Source organism: Spirosoma arcticum (assembly GCF_054779955.1).
The window spans coordinates 263,254-279,369 of record NZ_BAAGXG010000007.1; the positions used below are offsets into that span (position 1 = coordinate 263,254).

17 protein-coding genes are annotated in these 16,116 nt (G+C 53.4%); 8 read left to right on the forward strand and 9 right to left on the reverse strand.

What is annotated here, in order from left to right:
* Positions 1-2: 2 nt before the first annotated feature.
* The 7 genes from ACYVHB_RS17845 to ACYVHB_RS17875 form a co-directional block, all read right to left on the reverse strand.
* Entirely contained in the window at positions 3-1,679 is a 1,677-nt protein-coding gene (locus ACYVHB_RS17845) for a hypothetical protein (protein ID WP_461053129.1), read from the reverse strand.
* Between the two features lie 75 nt (positions 1,680-1,754).
* The gene (locus tag ACYVHB_RS17850) at positions 1,755-2,249 is read right to left on the reverse strand and encodes an NADH-quinone oxidoreductase subunit C (RefSeq protein ID WP_461053130.1); all 495 of its coding nucleotides are present in this window, start codon (positions 2,247-2,249) and stop codon (positions 1,755-1,757) included.
* A gap of 2 nt (positions 2,250-2,251) precedes the next feature.
* Positions 2,252-2,551: a type II toxin-antitoxin system RelE/ParE family toxin gene (locus ACYVHB_RS17855; RefSeq protein WP_461053131.1), complete on the reverse strand. Its 300-nt coding sequence runs from the start codon at positions 2,549-2,551 to the stop codon at positions 2,252-2,254.
* The gene (locus ACYVHB_RS17860; protein WP_461053132.1) at positions 2,527-2,775 is read right to left on the reverse strand and encodes a hypothetical protein; all 249 of its coding nucleotides are present in this window, start codon (positions 2,773-2,775) and stop codon (positions 2,527-2,529) included. Before ACYVHB_RS17860 ends, ACYVHB_RS17855 begins: the two co-directional genes overlap by 25 nt.
* Positions 2,776-2,822: 47 nt before the next feature.
* A complete protein-coding gene (locus ACYVHB_RS17865; protein ID WP_461053133.1) occupies positions 2,823-4,787 on the reverse strand; it encodes a M1 family metallopeptidase in 1,965 nt (654 codons plus the stop codon).
* A 38-nt stretch (positions 4,788-4,825) separates the two neighbouring features.
* On the reverse strand, positions 4,826-5,083 hold the full coding sequence (locus tag ACYVHB_RS17870; protein WP_461053134.1) for a hypothetical protein: 258 nt from the start codon (positions 5,081-5,083) through the stop codon (positions 4,826-4,828).
* 235 nt (positions 5,084-5,318) lie between these two features.
* The gene (locus tag ACYVHB_RS17875) at positions 5,319-6,578 is read right to left on the reverse strand and encodes an MFS transporter (RefSeq protein WP_461053135.1); all 1,260 of its coding nucleotides are present in this window, start codon (positions 6,576-6,578) and stop codon (positions 5,319-5,321) included.
* Between the two features lie 111 nt (positions 6,579-6,689).
* On the opposite strand from ACYVHB_RS17875, the gene treF reads away from it, so the two are divergent.
* The 4 genes from treF to ACYVHB_RS17895 all read left to right on the forward strand — a co-directional run bounded on the left by treF (position 6,690) and on the right by ACYVHB_RS17895 (position 11,624).
* On the forward strand, positions 6,690-8,252 hold the full coding sequence (gene treF / locus ACYVHB_RS17880) for an alpha,alpha-trehalase TreF (protein WP_461053136.1): 1,563 nt from the start codon (positions 6,690-6,692) through the stop codon (positions 8,250-8,252).
* A gap of 137 nt (positions 8,253-8,389) precedes the next feature.
* Complete coding sequence (locus ACYVHB_RS17885; protein WP_461053137.1) at positions 8,390-9,142, forward strand: hypothetical protein; 753 nt, start codon at positions 8,390-8,392, stop codon at positions 9,140-9,142.
* 97 nt (positions 9,143-9,239) lie between these two features.
* Positions 9,240-9,872 carry a hypothetical protein gene (locus tag ACYVHB_RS17890; protein WP_461053138.1) on the forward strand — a complete coding sequence of 211 codons (633 nt, stop codon included), beginning with the start codon at positions 9,240-9,242 and terminating at the stop codon, positions 9,870-9,872.
* A gap of 96 nt (positions 9,873-9,968) precedes the next feature.
* A complete protein-coding gene (locus ACYVHB_RS17895; RefSeq protein ID WP_461053139.1) occupies positions 9,969-11,624 on the forward strand; it encodes a glycerol-3-phosphate dehydrogenase/oxidase in 1,656 nt (551 codons plus the stop codon).
* A 42-nt stretch (positions 11,625-11,666) separates the two neighbouring features.
* Here ACYVHB_RS17895 and ACYVHB_RS17900 read toward each other — a convergent pair whose 3' ends face one another.
* Positions 11,667-12,665, reverse strand: a complete 999-nt coding sequence (locus ACYVHB_RS17900) for a nucleoside hydrolase (RefSeq protein WP_461053140.1) — start codon at positions 12,663-12,665, stop codon at positions 11,667-11,669.
* A gap of 107 nt (positions 12,666-12,772) precedes the next feature.
* On the opposite strand from ACYVHB_RS17900, the gene ACYVHB_RS17905 reads away from it, so the two are divergent.
* The gene (locus ACYVHB_RS17905) at positions 12,773-13,945 is read left to right on the forward strand and encodes a glutathionylspermidine synthase family protein (protein ID WP_461053251.1); all 1,173 of its coding nucleotides are present in this window, start codon (positions 12,773-12,775) and stop codon (positions 13,943-13,945) included.
* Between the two features lie 114 nt (positions 13,946-14,059).
* Here the strand turns inward: ACYVHB_RS17905 and ACYVHB_RS17910 are convergent, their stop codons facing one another.
* Positions 14,060-14,362, reverse strand: a complete 303-nt coding sequence (locus ACYVHB_RS17910; RefSeq protein WP_461053141.1) for a hypothetical protein — start codon at positions 14,360-14,362, stop codon at positions 14,060-14,062.
* Positions 14,363-14,522: 160 nt separating this feature from the next.
* On the opposite strand from ACYVHB_RS17910, the gene ACYVHB_RS17915 reads away from it, so the two are divergent.
* The 3 genes from ACYVHB_RS17915 to ACYVHB_RS17925 all read left to right on the forward strand — a co-directional run bounded on the left by ACYVHB_RS17915 (position 14,523) and on the right by ACYVHB_RS17925 (position 16,104).
* Positions 14,523-14,870, forward strand: coding sequence for a DoxX family protein (locus tag ACYVHB_RS17915; protein WP_461053142.1), 348 nt, complete (start codon positions 14,523-14,525; stop codon positions 14,868-14,870).
* A 408-nt stretch (positions 14,871-15,278) separates the two neighbouring features.
* Positions 15,279-15,878, forward strand: coding sequence for an RNA polymerase sigma factor (locus ACYVHB_RS17920; protein WP_080237158.1), 600 nt, complete (start codon positions 15,279-15,281; stop codon positions 15,876-15,878).
* A complete protein-coding gene (locus ACYVHB_RS17925; protein WP_461053143.1) occupies positions 15,853-16,104 on the forward strand; it encodes a hypothetical protein in 252 nt (83 codons plus the stop codon). Before ACYVHB_RS17920 ends, ACYVHB_RS17925 begins: the two co-directional genes overlap by 26 nt.
* Positions 16,105-16,116: the final 12 nt, after the last annotated feature.

Here is a 16,116-nt window from a genome sequence, read left to right on the forward strand (position 1 = left end):
GTTTACAAACTCTTCTCTACAACCTTCCTCACTTCCTCGAACGCGCCCGGCAAGGGCGCGTTTCGTTTAACAATCTTACCAAGGCGGTTAATGACCGTGGCAGAGACTTCGCCCTGTGGCCGTAATCGTTGCGCCACATCCATCAGTTGGAGTTCAGTGAATAACAGGTGATCGCCCGCGAGGTTATTTTTAGTCGCAAACTCCGCCCATAACACAGGATCGTTGTTCAGAACGGGTAAGTACACAAGAGCGAAATCCCGGTTTCGATACGTACTGCGCAGCCGTTGCGCGTCGAGGGCCGCCTGCCGCCCATCGTCCAGCGAGGCTGACGTCAGCAATAGGTAGATGACCTTACCCCGGTTGACGGCAATCAGTTGATCGAAAAGGGCGGAGCCGTCGGTCGTCGGGTCGCGGGTAACGAATACGCCCGGCGAAATTTCGGCGTTGCCCAGTTTGGCCGTCGCGGGCTGTAGCCGCTGTACGGCTGCCCGAACGCGGGTGCTGTCGCCCACCTCCAGCCGGTACAGTTCATCGAGTGATTGCGCAAGTTGGGGATCGGTAACCTGCGGCCGGGCGTAGGTGTACAGGAGTTTGGCAAAGTTGAGCGTCAGCGTCGGTAATGCATTAGCTAACCAGTAGGCCGTCAGGTAATCAACTGATGCGCTGTCGAATTCCGCCCGACTGCGCCGGATGAGGTTTTCATAGGCCACCAGCCGCTGAATCGTGTCGCTACTGCGCTTCACTAAATTCTGAAAAAACCGCAGGTCCGACGCTTTCGCCGTCTTGTCATTATCTATGTACCCGCGCAGCCGGGTTTGTTCATCTTCGGTCAGGTTACGACCGTAGCGCAGTAAGAGCGATGAGAGCGCCTGAACGGGCAGGCTCCCGCCCGACGCAGTCTCCAGCGTGGAAGCCCGCTGGGTAGCGTACCGCGCAAATTGATTCATGGATGACGTTCGGGCTGCCGTCAGCAGCCGGTCGTTGGGTGGGCGGAGCGAATCGTTGAGCGACACGGGCAGTCGGGCAGACTCAAACATCGCCTTATCATACACGAACCCGGCCGCATTGTATCGGTTAATGGACTGCACCCAGCGCGATACTAATGGATAAATCGTCAGACGGGCAGCAAACCGCCGGAAGGGTGTTTGATACGCAGTCACCACAGCGCTGTACGTTTCAGATGCACTTTTGTCGCCAACCTGCTCAGACAACTTTGCGTTGTCGGGCTTATCGGGGAAAGCGGCTTCAAAATCCTTGTACCGCGCAAACTGGCTGTTTACCTGAGCGTTGACACCCCCGAATCGGAATGGCACAGCCGCCGTAAACAGCGAATCAGCGTCTAAATCAATGCTCAACGTACCGGGCGCGGCCAGAAACGCAGTCGAGATGCGGCCGTAGTTGAAATACATTTCTTCCAGTGGGTAAACTAACGGCAACGCTACTCGAAACGTACCATCGACGTTGAGCGGAGCCGGGCGAACCAGCTCCCGACTGGCTTGCAGGATGTTGTTGCGGCTCACCAGAACCGTTGGCGACTCGCGGTAGAGCCGGGCCGAAAGATTCCAAATGCGTCCCTGAACGATGACCGAATCGGGAATCAGGCGGTCCTGGGCAAACAGGACGGTAGACAATAACCAGAAAGCGATGAATACTATAGAAACACGGAACAATGAATTCATGGACAGGTAGCAGTCGGGTCTTGATGGTATCAACAAATGAAACGACAAAACTGCTTTCTGCCAACTCGCAACAGTTTACTGCGTCTTTATTCCATGATATTGTTCGTCCTCTTTATAATCCCGGCGTAACGGATGACCATTCCAGTCGGTGGGCAGCAGAATCCGGCGCAGGTCGGGGTGGCCCGTGAAGTGGATGCCGACGAGGTCGTAGGCTTCGCGCTCGTGCCAGTCGGCGGTGCGCCAGATGTGCGACACGCTCGGCACCAACGGCAGAGGCCGTCCATCGGCGTTGCGCGGCACAACGATTTTGAGCATCAAATTGTGTTCGTAGGGAATGGATGTGAGGTTGTAAATCACCTCCATCGTATCGACTTCTGGCCCATTATCAATCGCAGTGACGCAGGCCAAGAGATCGAAGAACAGCCGCTCATCGTCGCGCAGAAATTGGCAAAGGTCAACGATCCGGTCAGTTGGGACCGTGAGGTACGGCTGGGGATTGCTCGTATTGACGGGGAAGGTATCCGGGCCGAAGTGGTTCTGTAAAATGGTAGTTATATCAGGAAAAGTCATGCTCAATATGGATTCGCATCTGGGTTGCTACGGGTGTCGATAACGCGCAATGCATACAGAGTGTCACCCACAAGTTCGTAATAGAGTGCGTTGTATTTATCGATCATTTTTCTTCTTACACCTACTACTTTAAAGGAAGGGGTTCCTATTTCCGGTGCGAACTCAATTATGTCGAGACTTTTATAGAACGCATTCACAAACCGGATAGCTAATTCAGGTGATCGGCTTTCTTGCAGAAAATCAGCTATATTGTTTACATCAGCATCTGCTAACGGCGTTACAATGATTTTAATTGTGGCCACTTAGTCTCCATTTTGCGTTTGAAATCTGCTAACGGCATTCCCTTCCCCTGTCGAGCTTCCTCGCGGGCTTGCTCGATTCCCAATAGTTGCTCTTCAGTTAAGTCGTCCAGAATGTCGCTTTCAGTATTCCTTGCTAAAATTCTATTTACTGCTTCCAGTAAAGTTTCGTCTTCCTCTTTATCCACCAACTGGTGAATTCGGCTCCTTATTTCCTGAATGCTCATCGTTTTACCCGGTTCGTTTACTGAAAGATACGAGAAATTTACCAGCCCTACGCCAGCCAGGCCAGCCACTGCATCCAGTTCTCGACCCAGAACAGGAATTTTGTCGCGAATTTAGCCGCCGGTGCCGACGACGGTTTCAGCGTCAGACTATTATTATTCAGGTTGGTGTCCATGTAAATTTTCTGCTCAGGATCGACGGTGGCCCAAACGACGTCCGCTTTCTCGGTGAGTGTGAACGTCCGTTGGCGAGATTTGCCGTCCCAGAATAACATCAATTCTTTACCATTGTCGAAATGCACCCGCACGTCCACCGGCATCTGCCCATCGGCGTTGCGCCGAACAGTCAGAGTTGATTGGCGCTGACCTCCCGGCTTCTTATTTTTAATGGAAAACAACTGGTAATCAACGACTTTGTCACCATACAGCGCCTGATCGAAAAACCAGTTCATGTCGGGACCGTACCGCTGCCCTAACCGCTTCGGCACAATCTCATTGACAATGTCGATAAAACTTTGCGCATTGGGGTGTTTGAACCGCCACCGAATAAGATACGTTTGCATGATTTCGTCCATCACCCGCCTGCTCACCAGTCCATCCAGCGTTCGGAGCCAGGTCGCCGTTTTGGAGTAGGTCAGCACCCCGTACTGGCCCTCGGGCAGTTGCCACGTATTACCGAACGACGAGCCAATGGCGGGGTTATCTTGGTGCACGTAGCTATCCCGCGAACTTTCCATATCGCCCATCCTGAAACCGAACAGGTCGACCTGCGACGACCGGAGACCGTACCAGTCGTCCATAATCCGGCCTTCGTAATATTGGTTGAATCCCTCGTCGAGCCAGGCTTCCTCGAATTCGTTGCTGGCCAGTAACTGCATAAAATACTGATGACCAAATTCATGCACCGTCACGATCTCCGGAAAGCGGGCGCCATCGGGCAGAAACCAGGCGGTTCCGGCGGTGATGAACGTAGGGTATTCCATCCCACCTGAGCCGCTGGCGTGCAGAGGTGGGTCCACAACGGTCACGTTCGGAAACGGGTAACGGCCAAGGTTTTTATCGAAATAAGCCAGTGCCCGTTTGACCGCGTCCATGTGCCGACCGGCCTGATGCACATGCTCTGGCTGCATCAGCAATTCGATCTTGACAACACCACCCACCGGTCGTTTCCACTGGTCCTCAACCACCTGAAAATGGGGCGACGCCGTCCACGCGAAATCAACAACGTCTTCGGCGTGCCAGCGGGTCGTTTTAGTATTGTTCGGGCCGGACTTCTCGCCCGTCATCAGACCCGTAGCACCAACCCAGTACGCCTTTGGCGCTGTGATGTTGACGTCGTAGGTGCCGTAATCAGCATAGAATTCCGAATCGGCATGAAATTGGTGGCAGTTCCACTGTCCCTGCGTCGCGTAGCGTGTTCCGGCAGGTTCGTACACCCCGATTTTAGGGAACCACTGCCCCACCAGAAAATAGTCGCGGCTGAATCCCGTCCGGGCGAAAATCTTGGGCAGTTTAGCCTGGAATGCAATGTCGAGCACAATGGTCTCGCCCGGCCTGACGGGTTTACTGAGTGGCACCCGAATGACGGTGTGATCGTTCTTGTCTGTATCGTCGGGCTGAATAAATTGATACGCCAGCGCCTGCCCACCCCGCACCTTCATGGACACCACGTCTATTGAGCCGTACGAATTCTTTGCAGTACGGTCAATCTGGTTACCCCGCAACTGCCCGCCCGACTCGCGCATAAACGTCGATTTATCGTTCCGAAATGCGTTTAAATACAGGTGAAACCGCAACTCCGGGATCACGTCGCTGGATGGATTACGCCACGTCAGCGTTTCGCGGCCGGTGAGTTTTTTGGTAGCCGGGTCAAGCGTCACGTCGATCTGGTAATTGGCCAGACGTGGGCTGAGGGGCACGGGGAAGATGGGTTTCGGTGTTTGGGCGAAGATGGGTTGCAAAAGGCCCAATAGAGTCACACTCAACAAGGTCAGAAGGAAACAAGGCCGTTGCATAAGCAGAAGTGAACGAGGAGTGGGTAAGATTCAGTCAGTTACGGCTGTGGAACGCGGGATTTGATGCGATTGAGCAGTTCTTCGGCGCGTTGCAGGAGCGGGTCAGGCGGCATTGGAACTCGATCAAGTTCGTCTAATGTAGATTTCATTACCCCAGCAACGCTGTCCTTGTCGTCTTCTGACAGGAAGTAATGATAACGCAGGAGTTCGATGTGTGCTCTTGATCTGTCTTGGTCTGTTTGAGCCTGCGCTTTGAGAGCCAGTAGTGCGTTGATTTTCTGTTGTATCTCCGTCATAGTCAGTCTTCATTTTGTAATCGCCGGTCAATTTCAGTTAATACCTTCTCCTAACTACGAGCTTTCACAATGATAAATTCAAAGATTTCCCTATCGGCATGTGGGCTGTAGTCTATAATTTGTTGTTCCGTGTCGACTAAATACCGGGAGACCACTCTCTTAAGCAACAGCAGATCATTCCGTTCGTCGTCGGTCATTAGGATAGGTTACAGTGGGACCGATTCAAAGATAGCGTTTATCGGCTCCCGATAACCTGGTCCGAACGCTCCTGATTTTTATCCTGCATCCGGCTGAAGACCGTAATCAGCACCAGTAATAATACAATTGGCACGAGCGAGAAATAGAAGGCTGTTTGTCCGCCGTATGTCTGAAATACACTGCCCGTAATAATAGACCCCGTGGTGCCGCCGAGAGCCGAGAAAATAACGATCAGGCCGGCCATTGGGCCGTGTTGGCGCAACGGTAAACTGCTCAGGATGGCGGAGTTAATGGCCGGATAGATGGGCGCGATGAATAAGCCGATCATGGGGAAAACGAACGCAGCCAACGGTGCATCGCCCCAGCCCGTCACCGCCCGATCACCCACCGAACTGGCCAGCGGCAAGGCCAGCAGCACCAGTCCACCCGAAATAACCAAGCAGATCATCAGCAGCCAGTACCACGAAATCCGGCGCAGCAGTACCCCCGCCCCAAACCGGCCCAGTGCGGTCGAAGCGGCCAGAATACTCGCCATCTGAATGCTGAGCGAGGTAGGCAGGTTCAGAATTTTGCTGTTGAACGTCGGCAACCAGCTCATAATACCCTGCTCCATGAGCACGTAGGTGAACGCCGTCAGCACGAACACCAGCACCACGGGCGTAATAGCCAGCCGGAGCATGTCGCCGATGTCGTCGGCCACCGACTTGGACGCTTCGTGCGCCACACTCGACTCATCGACGGGCGTGCTCAGCAGTAACAGAAACGCCACTAAAGCAATACCGGCCAGTACATAATAAACCGTGAGCCAGGCGGTGGATTGTGGGTTGGTATCGTCCACGAATGCACTGAACAGAAAGTAACCGCTCAGAACGCCGATCATAAAAAACGACTCTAAGAAGTTCATGAAACTGGCATGTTCGTTCTGGTCGTTCGTAATCAGCCCAATCGTGGCAAAAACGGATACTTTGATAAGCGCAAAACCGGCTCCAGTGGCCGCAAAAAGCAATTTTGTTGTCCAGAAAGCGGGCACCTGCGGCATCAGTAAACACGCCAGCATCACTATTCCTAATGCCAGCAGCATCGCCCGTTTGTAGCCAATGCGGGTAATATAAGACGCAATAAGGAACGACACAGCCGCAATGGTCAGGTCTTTAAAGGCTTCGAGCACACTGGCCGACGACTCGGACACCCTGTAATTGTTTTGCACCTGCAAAATCACAGTACCAACGCTGTTCAGCAGAATGGCAAAAACGAAATAATTAAGCAGCAGGGAGAGTTTAATGCGCCAGTGGGCCATGGTCGGATAAATTGAAAGTAAAGAGGGAATAAACAAACGATTCGCAATGTTGGCAAAGTTAAACCGGGCCGCGTAGGCTTTGCCAAAGTTTGCTCCATTAAATTCTCCCTGATGAACTCATCCCTCCCCTCCTCGCCCGATCAACTCCTCGGCGACCTCTTCGACGACGTGCAGTTAAGCGGTATTTTCGCCGACTCCAAAACATTTGTGGACTGCGTACCCAAACTGCCTCCCGATGAACTGCTGGCTTTGTACGAAACACAAAAAGATGCGCCCAATTTTGACCTGAGCGCCTTTGTGCACGAGCATTTCACACTGCCCACTGCCACGGCGTCGGACTACGTCAGCGATACATCGGTCAGTACGGCCGAGCACATAGACCAGCTTTGGGACCGGCTCACGCGCCCCGCCGACATAGCTGTTGCGAGCGGTCCGTCGCACGGCGATTCGCGGGTGCCGCTTCCCTATCCGTACGTTGTGCCGGGCGGGCGGTTTCGGGAGATTTTCTATTGGGACAGCTATTTCACGATGCTGGGTCTGCAGGAATCGGGGCGGGTCGATTTGATCCGGGGAATGCTCGACAATTTTGCCCACCTGATCGACCAGTTCGGTTTCATTCCCAACGGAAACCGGACGTATTTCCTGAGCCGCTCGCAGCCGCCATTTTTTGCGCTGATGGTGCAGCTACTCGCTGACATTGCCGGGGCGTCGCACGCCGGGCCTGACGTGCTTGAGCGCTACCTGCCGCAGTTGCAGCGGGAATTCAAATTCTGGCATAAAGACACCGGTGAACTGTCCCCCGAAAGACAATTTGCCCGGCGTATGGTGCACCTGCCTTCGGGTGGATTGCTCAACCGTTACTGGGACGATACGCCCACGCCACGCCCCGAAGCCTACCGCCAGGAAATTGAACTGACCGAAATAACCGACCGGCTTGGCATTGCACCCGAAACGCTATACATGCACATCCGGGCGGCCTGCGAATCGGGCTGGGATTTTAGCAGCCGCTGGTTCGCCGACCAGAAAACGATGGCGACCATTCACACCGTCGATATCGTACCGGTCGATTTGAACTGTCTGCTCTATCAACTGGAAACAACCCTGCGCGACACCAGCGCACGAATGGGACTGACCGACGAAGCAAACTGGTTTGGTACGCTGGCATCCATTCGTGGGCAACTCATTCAGACCACATTCTGGAATGAGGAGACCGGTTTTTTCCATGATTTCGACGCTGTCGCTAACCAGCAAACCCCGGTGCTAACGCTGGCGGCTGTGTTCCCGCTGTTTTTCGAACTTGCCACGCCCCAGCAGGCCCAGCGCGTTCACGACCGGCTCAAATCCGACTTTTTGCAGACGGGTGGCTGGGTCACGACACTCAACCACACCGGCGAACAGTGGGACTGGCCCAACGGCTGGGCACCGTTGCAATGGATGGTTTACCGGGGGCTTGTAAACTATGGCTTCGTCGAAACCGCCCGTGACGGCCGCGACCGTTGGCTGGCTTTAAACGATAAAGTATTTAAAGCCACCGGCAAAATGATGGAAAAATACAACGTTGTCGATGCGGCTCTGACCACCGGTGGGGGCGAATATGCCAATCAGGACGGCTTCGGCTGGACTAACGGTGTGTATCTGCGGCTGCTTACCGACAAGCTGACGCAGGAAAAATGATAGTGCCCGTAAGTGCCCATAGAAACGTACTATTAATGCAATCACTTGTCGTTTAGCGAAATTAGTAACCATGGCATTGTATTTGATGCAAATAGAGTAACATCTGTTTTATCAATTCAGCAATAGATCATTGCGTCATGAACAAAACGCTTCTCACCCTGCTGGCAATCGGGCTAACTACGGTTTCGTTCGGTCAGAAAGCATTTATCCTATCGCATCAGGAAAAGAAAGGTTTTTTTGCGGTATCAGCGGGGGGAAGCCAGCCGGTGGGCCGCTTTGCCAGTTGTTCACCCGTCGACGATCAGGCGGGTATGGCCGGGGCTGGCACCGTGATAAGTCTCTCGGCAGGTTACCGGCTTGTTGGACCGGTAGGATTGATGGTCCGTGGTGAGCAGCACCGGAACGCCATTCGGACGCACGCACTGTTAGACGGCTTATATCGAAACGAAACGGACACCTGGACGGCCAGTGCCGATGCCTGGGCGATGACAACGATCATGGGAGGGCCGTACCTGATTATTCCCCTGGGCCGCTTCACGCTCGATACGCGGCTGCTGGCCGGACGAGCAAGCGCGGTATTACCCAACACCCACATGAGCGGCAACTTCGGCACCGTCGATATGTGGGTAGAAACAACCGGGTCGAGGAGTGAGGCAACAGCTTTAGGGGGTGGTTTATCACTTCGCTACCGACTTGGCCGGAGTTTGTCTTTGCACCTCAACAGCGACTACACCCGCGCCCGGTTCATGTTCGATAACCTGACGACCACCGCCCAAAGCAACAACGGCCGGTCGGAGCGGGCGGGATATAGCAGCAGCCGGACGGTCAGCGTCGTGAGCGTGTCGGCGGGGGTAGCCCTGCTGTTTGGCAACAGCCACCGTCCGTTCTAACGACCGCTCGCTGTTCCTGACAGCAGCTTATCCAATCCGGCTTGCAACCCTGCGGGTGTTCTGGTAGTTTAGTACCTGAACATCACCCTTCTTGACCATGACACCGCTTCGCAAACACGCCGTTCTTCGGCGCGTAAAAGATATTACCCTTAGTACTACGCTTAGTTTGGCGCTGCTTACCGGCACGGCAACGCTGCAAAGCTGCGGTTCGAACCAGTCGGACGAAACGGAACGCACGGAGGCTGAACGGACTGAAACCAGTTTTGGCAAAGGCGTTCGGACGTACATCACGGAGACCGCTCCCGGTAACTTCAAAATTACCGACGAAGTACCCGCTCAACCGGGGCAGGCCGGAGCCATTGTCAGCTACGTCGATGGGCACCGCGACACGCTGAGTGTGGAGGCCGCCAAACGACTCGTAGACACGGACGAATCGACCCGCACTTACCGGGACAACCCATCGGCTTACGGCGGAATGCACCACAACGGATTAGCCAACGTGCTGCTCTGGGGCAGCTTGGGCTACATGCTTGGCCGTAACAATTTCGGTGGTCAGTATGCCAACGACCGGCAGCGATACGGCTCAGGCGTGTATGCGAATCCGGGCGCGTATCAGCGCTCATCGCAGCTTGGCGAGACCGTTCGAGGTTCCCGCGTAACCCGCACCGTTCGACCATCGGGCGGACGCAGTGGCTTTTTTGGCGGACGCAGCCGGAGTTCTTCGGGGTAGAGCCGACCCGGTTTATGACCCGTTATCTAATTGTTAATAACCCCGTTACCTTAACCGACTGCGCCCTCGCTCACTCATTTTTCGTACCTTTGATCTATGAATCGGGAACAGAATCTGAAGCGGCTGCGGGAAGAGACGGTTGATATTTGTGTCATTGGGGCCGGAGCCAGCGGGGCTGGGGCGGCCTTAGACGCGGCTTTGCGCGGGTACCGGGTTGCGCTCATCGACCGGGGCGATATTTCGGGCGAAACGTCATCGCGCTCTACCAAACTCATTCATGGCGGGGTTCGCTATTTAGAGCAGGCCATTAAAAAACTTGACCTGGCCCAACTTCGGCAGGTTCGTCACGGTCTGGCCGAACGCCGGACCGTGTTGCGTAATGCTCCGCACCTGGCTCATCCGCTGGCGTTGCTAACCCCCGTTTTTAGCGCCTTCGAGGGATTATACATCACCATTGGGTTAACCCTGTACGACTTTATTGCCCGCCAGGACTCATTTCCTAAAGGTCGCTGGCTGAGCCGGGCGCAGGCTTTCGCTAAAATGCCGACGCTGACGCCCCGGATGCACAGCGCGGTGCTTTATTACGATGGTCAGCTAAACGACGCCCGTTATGCACTGGCCCTCGCCCACTCGGCCGACGAAGCCGGAGCCACCGTTGTCAATTACGTTGCTATAACTGGATTTGGCCATCACAACGGACGGCTCGAAACGGCGACCGGACGCGATGAATTAACGGGTGAAACGTTTTCCATCCGGGCCAGACTTTTTCTGAATTGCACGGGTCCCTACGCCGACACCATTCGACTGCTGGCTAATCCTGACCTCGACCCACGCATTCGGCCCAGCAAGGGCGTTCATATTGTGCTGCCCCGCGAAACACTACAGAGCGACTGCGCCATTTTGATTCCTAAAACCGCCGACGGGCGCGTTGTTTTCGCCATCCCGTTTGGCGACAAGGTGTTTGTTGGCACTACCGACGACGATTATACCGATCTGGAACGGGAGCCGGTGCTGGAGCCGCAGGAAGTTGATTACCTGCTCGACACGTTGCGCCCTTACTTGGCCAAAGTACCCAACAAAGCCGACGTCCAGGCGGGTTTCGGCGGCATTCGGCCGCTCATTGTGAGCAGCCGCGCCGATACTAAAACCCTGCTGCGCGACCACGAAGTCGAGCACGATTCCAAATCAAATTTGCTGAGTCTATTGGGCGGAAAATGGACAACCTACCGGCTTATGGCGCAGGACGCCATCGACCGGGCGGGTGAGTTATTGGGTAAGTCAGCCGCCAGCACCACCGAAACGCATTTGTTGGTTGGGGGCAAAAACTACCATTTTGAGAACTGGCAACACCTGCAAAGCCAACATGGCTTACCCGCTGACGTGTGCCAGCACCTAATGCGAACGTACGGCAGTCGGGCGGAGCAGGTTGCGCGATTAAGTCGTGAACAGCCCCATTTTGCGCAGAAGTTAACGGACGCCTTACCCTTTCTGAACGCTGAAGTTGTGTATCAGGTGCGCCAGGAAATGGCCGTAACTCTGCGCGACGTACTGGCCCGGCGCTGGCGGCTCGAACTCTCCGACTGGCAGCTAACCGCCAACCTAACGCCCCAGATCGCCGATCTGATGGCGGCTGAACTGGGCTGGAGCGAAATGTACCGTGCTGAACAGGTAGCGTCGTATCAGTCATTGCTCGCGTCGTTTGCGCAGCAGGCAGGTTTGTCGAGCATACAGCCAGAAGTGGCACGGGTGTAGAGTAGCTTGGTGGTACCGTCCAAGATACTGCACCGCACTAAGCTATTTCACCGGCTGGTGCTGCATCAGATCGTTAATGATTTTCTCAACCTGCGGCACAGGCATCTTCACAACTAAATACTGATGGCCCTTGCCCGATGTATCCCAGCCATTCGACCCATCGGGCTTCATGGTTAGCCGACCCGACTTGACCGTGTAATACGGTGCGTAGCCTTTGATACCCACTAAAACGGCCGTTTGATCCCAACTCATGCGCCCCCCGGCATCTTCGTCAGCTTTGGGGATACTGATGGCAAACACATCTTTGACAGGGCTGTTTTGGATTTGAGCATTCTGCATTAGCGGCAAACCGCTGTGTATCTTTTCCCCAATTTCGAAGCCACTCAGCAAAACGGGCGTCGGCCAGTCGGCAAAAACAGCCAGCGAGGCTGGCGTATCCATGTACACATTGTACTCTTTGCCGCTCGGAAACTTCCCCGCCATACTAACTAACTGCTTCACCTTTTGAGAAACCAGTTCCCTGCCCGATAGCCGGGAATACTGATCGGGTTTGGAGGAAAGCAGGTTGGCTAAGTTGGTAAAGAATCCAACCGAAATAAGGGTTACACTACGGTCGGGCTGTTTGGCCAGCAGTTGACGGTACAACGCAACGGCGTCGGGCACATCGGCGTTACTGCGAATGGTGTGGGGGTAGCGGGCCGTGATGGTGTCGGACCAGTGCTGCGTGTCTTTATCGGTAATGGCTTTGCCTTTCGGTACGCCAATTGGCACATTTGGGCGACCGAAATACGTATTCAACACACTGAGCACCGACGTAACGTTGGGGTACTTTGTACTGGCGATGGTAGCCAAAATTTGGGCCTGTCCGCTGTCGGCGAGCGCATGAAGCAGGGCAATGGCACCAACGTCGTCATAATCCGGCCCCATATCCGTATCGAAAATCACCGAAACAGGCTGACGTTTCGGAACCGACTGACCCGAAACCTGACCGGTCGTCAGTGTCAGCAGCATCCCAAATAAAACAAGCAGAATACGGGTCATAAAAGATGGTTAGTTTACACGATTAAAGCACCTTTGCCAACCGCCTTACCCCTCCAATAGTACTCATTTATCATTCAGGGCCACCTACGCGGTCTATTCTTTATCCAATTATGCTCCTCAAGTCTCTCCCCATCGCGCCCGATACGCAGCTCCGCAACCTCGGTTGGGACTGGATGCTCGGCCAGGATACCCTGCCTTATCTGACCAACGAAGTGGTAAGCGTGACGCCCGCTCAGGCCGACGCCTACTACCAGGCCGCCAACGAGCTGTTCGATATGTTCATCGCGGCCGGGCAGCACGTTATCGACCACGACCGCTTTGCCGAACTTGGCATTCCGGCCAACCTGATCGACCTTATCAAATTCTCCTGGGATGACGACCGGAACATTCACCTCTACGGCCGCTTCGACCTGGCGGGCGGTGTTGATGGGAAACAAATTAAACTCATTGAGTTCAACGCCGATACAGCCACCTGCCTTCCCGAAACGGCAGTGGTGCAGTACGCCCACCTGCTCGCTAATGGTCTTGACGAGAGTCATCAGTTCAACACCATATTTGAAACACTGACGAGCCAGTTCGATGAATTACTTGCCCAGCACCCCGACCTGCAACCAACCCTGCTGCTGTCGGCGATGCGGGGCTTTCCCGAAGACGATGCCAATGTAGCCTTGATTGGCGAAGCAGCCCGCGAGGCCGGTTTTGAGACCGAATTCGACTTTGTAGATAGTGTGGAATTTTCGGAGGAAGAAGGCATTTTCTGGCAAAACCCAAATAATGGTCAGTTCGAGAAATTAGATTTCTGGTTTAAACTCGTGCCGTGGGAGTCCATTGCCGAAGACGAACCGGAACTGACGCGTATCCTGACCGAAATTGTTAAAAAACGATTAGCCGTCGTGTTAAACCCGGCGTATACGCTGCTTTTTCAGTCAAAATACATCCTCAAAATTCTGTGGGAACTGTACCCCAATCACCCACTTTTACTGGAAACAGACACCAAACCGTTCATCGGCAGAGCCTGCGTTGAGAAAGCGCTGTTCGGGCGTGAAGGGGCCAACGTTCGCATTCTCAACGCCGATGGCAGCGAACGGCAGGCGGTTGACGGGGATTATGGAAACTACCCGAAAGTGTATCAGGAGTACGTCGATTTCCTCCAGGATGCCACCGGGCATATCTACCAGGCGGGCGTCTTTTATGCGGGCGATGCCTGCGGATTAGGGTTTCGGCGCGGTGGTCTGATTTTAGATAATAGCGCAGGGTTTGTGGGGCACGTTGTAGAGTAATTTAAGTGAAGCCTGTCAACATTGGCAAAACCTGCGCGGCTCGGTTTAACGTTGCCAATGTTGACAGAATCTAAACGATACGCAGCCTTGCTACCCGCTCATACGGTTCCTGTTTTATTTCCCAGACTGCTTGGTTTCCTTATGAATCCGCCGACGCTCCTCTACTTTCGTACGCTGTTCGGGCGTCATAGCATTTAGGCGAGCCTGTTGCTTCTCACGGTGAGCTTGTTTGAACGCTTTACGTTCGGCAGGCGTCATGGCGGCCAACTTGGCCTTGACATCTTCTCTTCGAGCTGTCCGCTCTTCGGGAGTGGGGCGGATTTTGGCTTTATGCACACCGGGTTGGCTCTGAGCGTACGAAGCTCCGACCGACAGCATCAAGACCAGTACGGCCCCTGCATACAGTTTTGTTTTCATAGGATTACTGATTTTTAAGTCTTGGATGCGCCCATTACTCACAAGGTTTAGTTCGTAGAGCGAATTGTTTTGTTATCAATGCGTAGGTTTACAGGAACGGCCGCTGCTGTTTAAACGCGCCGGATGCGTGGCAACGCCGACCGCCCAAAACCATTTCCTGATGAACACTGTAGGTCTGTATTTGCAAGCCTTCCTGTACATAGCTGCGGGAGTCAATCATTTTATTAATCCGAAAGGCTACTTAGCTATTATGCCCGATTACATTCCGGCCCATTCATTAATGGTTGTCACAAGTGGCGTAGCCGAAATTGTGCTTGGCATTGGGTTACTGTTCCCGGCAACGCGCTCGATCTCGGCCTGGGGTATAGTCGTATTACTGATTGCGGTTTTTCCGGCCAACGTATTTATGGCGATGTCAAACCGGTTCCGAAAAATGCCTGCCTGGCTGCGGTGGGCGCGGCTCCCACTTCAGGGCCTGTTAATTTGGTGGGCTTACCGGTATACATAATTGCATAACAATCAGCTACTCATAATTGATCAAAGAGTAGCAGGGTGGCTAAAATGATCTTTGTAACGTGTTGTGTAAAAATAAAATATAAAATAGCCAAGATAAATTTAAACGTTATGGCACTAAAACGAATCTATACACCGTTTGCAGACGTATGTGAATCATTCGTTTGAATTAAATAACAAGGCATATAGTCCATGCTTATTGAATCGGAATGGTGGTAGAACCTTTATTTTTTACTGAAAAACTACCGTTTGACAGATTTTTGGCAGATTTATTGCCTGTGTAGTTGCAATAAAAGCGGTAAATTTCTTATTTTTATAGCCGCGTTACTAAATTCATACAAATCTTAACTCCCACGCACACTATCGGAACACAGCTCTACGTTACCTAATTGTCTTACTGAAAATGGAAAAAGCCCAGGTAAATGACAGTGAGCTGATTTCCCTGTACATCCGTGGTAATGAGAAGGCCTTTGCTAAATTAGTGCAACGGCACAAATCGAAGCTTTACACCACCATCTATCTGATCGTCAAAGATCAGTACGTGGCGGAAGACTTAATGCAGGACACGTTTATCAAAGCCGTGGACACCATTAAGTCGGGTAAATACAACGAGGAAGGCAAGTTTCTCCCCTGGATTATCAGGATCGCTCACAACTTGGCGATTGACTATTTCCGAAAAGATAAACGCTACCCCAGTGTGGTGTTTGAAGACGGAAGCAGTGTGTTTAATACGCTTGAGTTCGCGGAGGATTCGGTGGAGTCGCTCCAAATTCGGCAGGAAACACACGAGCATTTGCGCGAGTTGATCCAGCGGTTACCGGAGCAGCAACGCCAGGTGCTCATCATGCGGCACTACGAGGAAATGAGTTTCCAGGAGATTGCCGATGCGACCGGCGTCAGCATTAACACGGCTTTGGGACGTATGCGTTACGCTTTAATCAATTTGCGTAAACAATTAAGCAAACGTGCGCCGAGTTATGACAAAAACATTTACCCAAGATGATGTAGTCCGGTACGTCTATGAGGAGACCTTGCCCGAGGAAAATCTGCTCATTGAAGACGCTATGATGTCGGAGCCGGAACTGATGACGTTCTTCCTCGAAGCCCTCGAACTACGGGCTTTGATGAACAAAATAGAGCGTCAGCCCCGTGTTAGCACGGTTCAGGCCATTCTGAATTATTCCCAGCATTACCCCGCAAACCCACCTGCCCGTTTACGAAATTCGTAGTCGGGTGCGTGG

Excerpts from the sequence above, each read along its gene's own strand:
- ACYVHB_RS17890 (WP_461053138.1), top strand. The coding sequence starts at position 9,240 with ATGACACCGCTTCGCAAACACGCCGTTCTTCGGCGCGTAAAAGATATT.
- ACYVHB_RS17865 (WP_461053133.1), bottom strand. The coding sequence starts at position 4,787 with ATGCAACGGCCTTGTTTCCTTCTGACCTTGTTGAGTGTGACTCTATTG.
- ACYVHB_RS17920 (WP_080237158.1), top strand. The coding sequence starts at position 15,279 with ATGGAAAAAGCCCAGGTAAATGACAGTGAGCTGATTTCCCTGTACATC.
- ACYVHB_RS17925 (WP_461053143.1), top strand. The coding sequence starts at position 15,853 with ATGACAAAAACATTTACCCAAGATGATGTAGTCCGGTACGTCTATGAG.
- ACYVHB_RS17845 (WP_461053129.1), bottom strand. The coding sequence starts at position 1,679 with ATGAATTCATTGTTCCGTGTTTCTATAGTATTCATCGCTTTCTGGTTA.
- ACYVHB_RS17870 (WP_461053134.1), bottom strand. The coding sequence starts at position 5,083 with ATGACGGAGATACAACAGAAAATCAACGCACTACTGGCTCTCAAAGCG.
- ACYVHB_RS17895 (WP_461053139.1), top strand. The coding sequence starts at position 9,969 with ATGAATCGGGAACAGAATCTGAAGCGGCTGCGGGAAGAGACGGTTGAT.
- ACYVHB_RS17860 (WP_461053132.1), bottom strand. The coding sequence starts at position 2,775 with ATGAGCATTCAGGAAATAAGGAGCCGAATTCACCAGTTGGTGGATAAA.
- ACYVHB_RS17850 (WP_461053130.1), bottom strand. The coding sequence starts at position 2,249 with ATGACTTTTCCTGATATAACTACCATTTTACAGAACCACTTCGGCCCG.
- ACYVHB_RS17875 (WP_461053135.1), bottom strand. The coding sequence starts at position 6,578 with ATGGCCCACTGGCGCATTAAACTCTCCCTGCTGCTTAATTATTTCGTT.
- ACYVHB_RS17910 (WP_461053141.1), bottom strand. The coding sequence starts at position 14,362 with ATGAAAACAAAACTGTATGCAGGGGCCGTACTGGTCTTGATGCTGTCG.
- ACYVHB_RS17900 (WP_461053140.1), bottom strand. The coding sequence starts at position 12,665 with ATGACCCGTATTCTGCTTGTTTTATTTGGGATGCTGCTGACACTGACG.
- treF (WP_461053136.1), top strand. The coding sequence starts at position 6,690 with ATGAACTCATCCCTCCCCTCCTCGCCCGATCAACTCCTCGGCGACCTC.
- ACYVHB_RS17915 (WP_461053142.1), top strand. The coding sequence starts at position 14,523 with ATGAACACTGTAGGTCTGTATTTGCAAGCCTTCCTGTACATAGCTGCG.
- ACYVHB_RS17885 (WP_461053137.1), top strand. The coding sequence starts at position 8,390 with ATGAACAAAACGCTTCTCACCCTGCTGGCAATCGGGCTAACTACGGTT.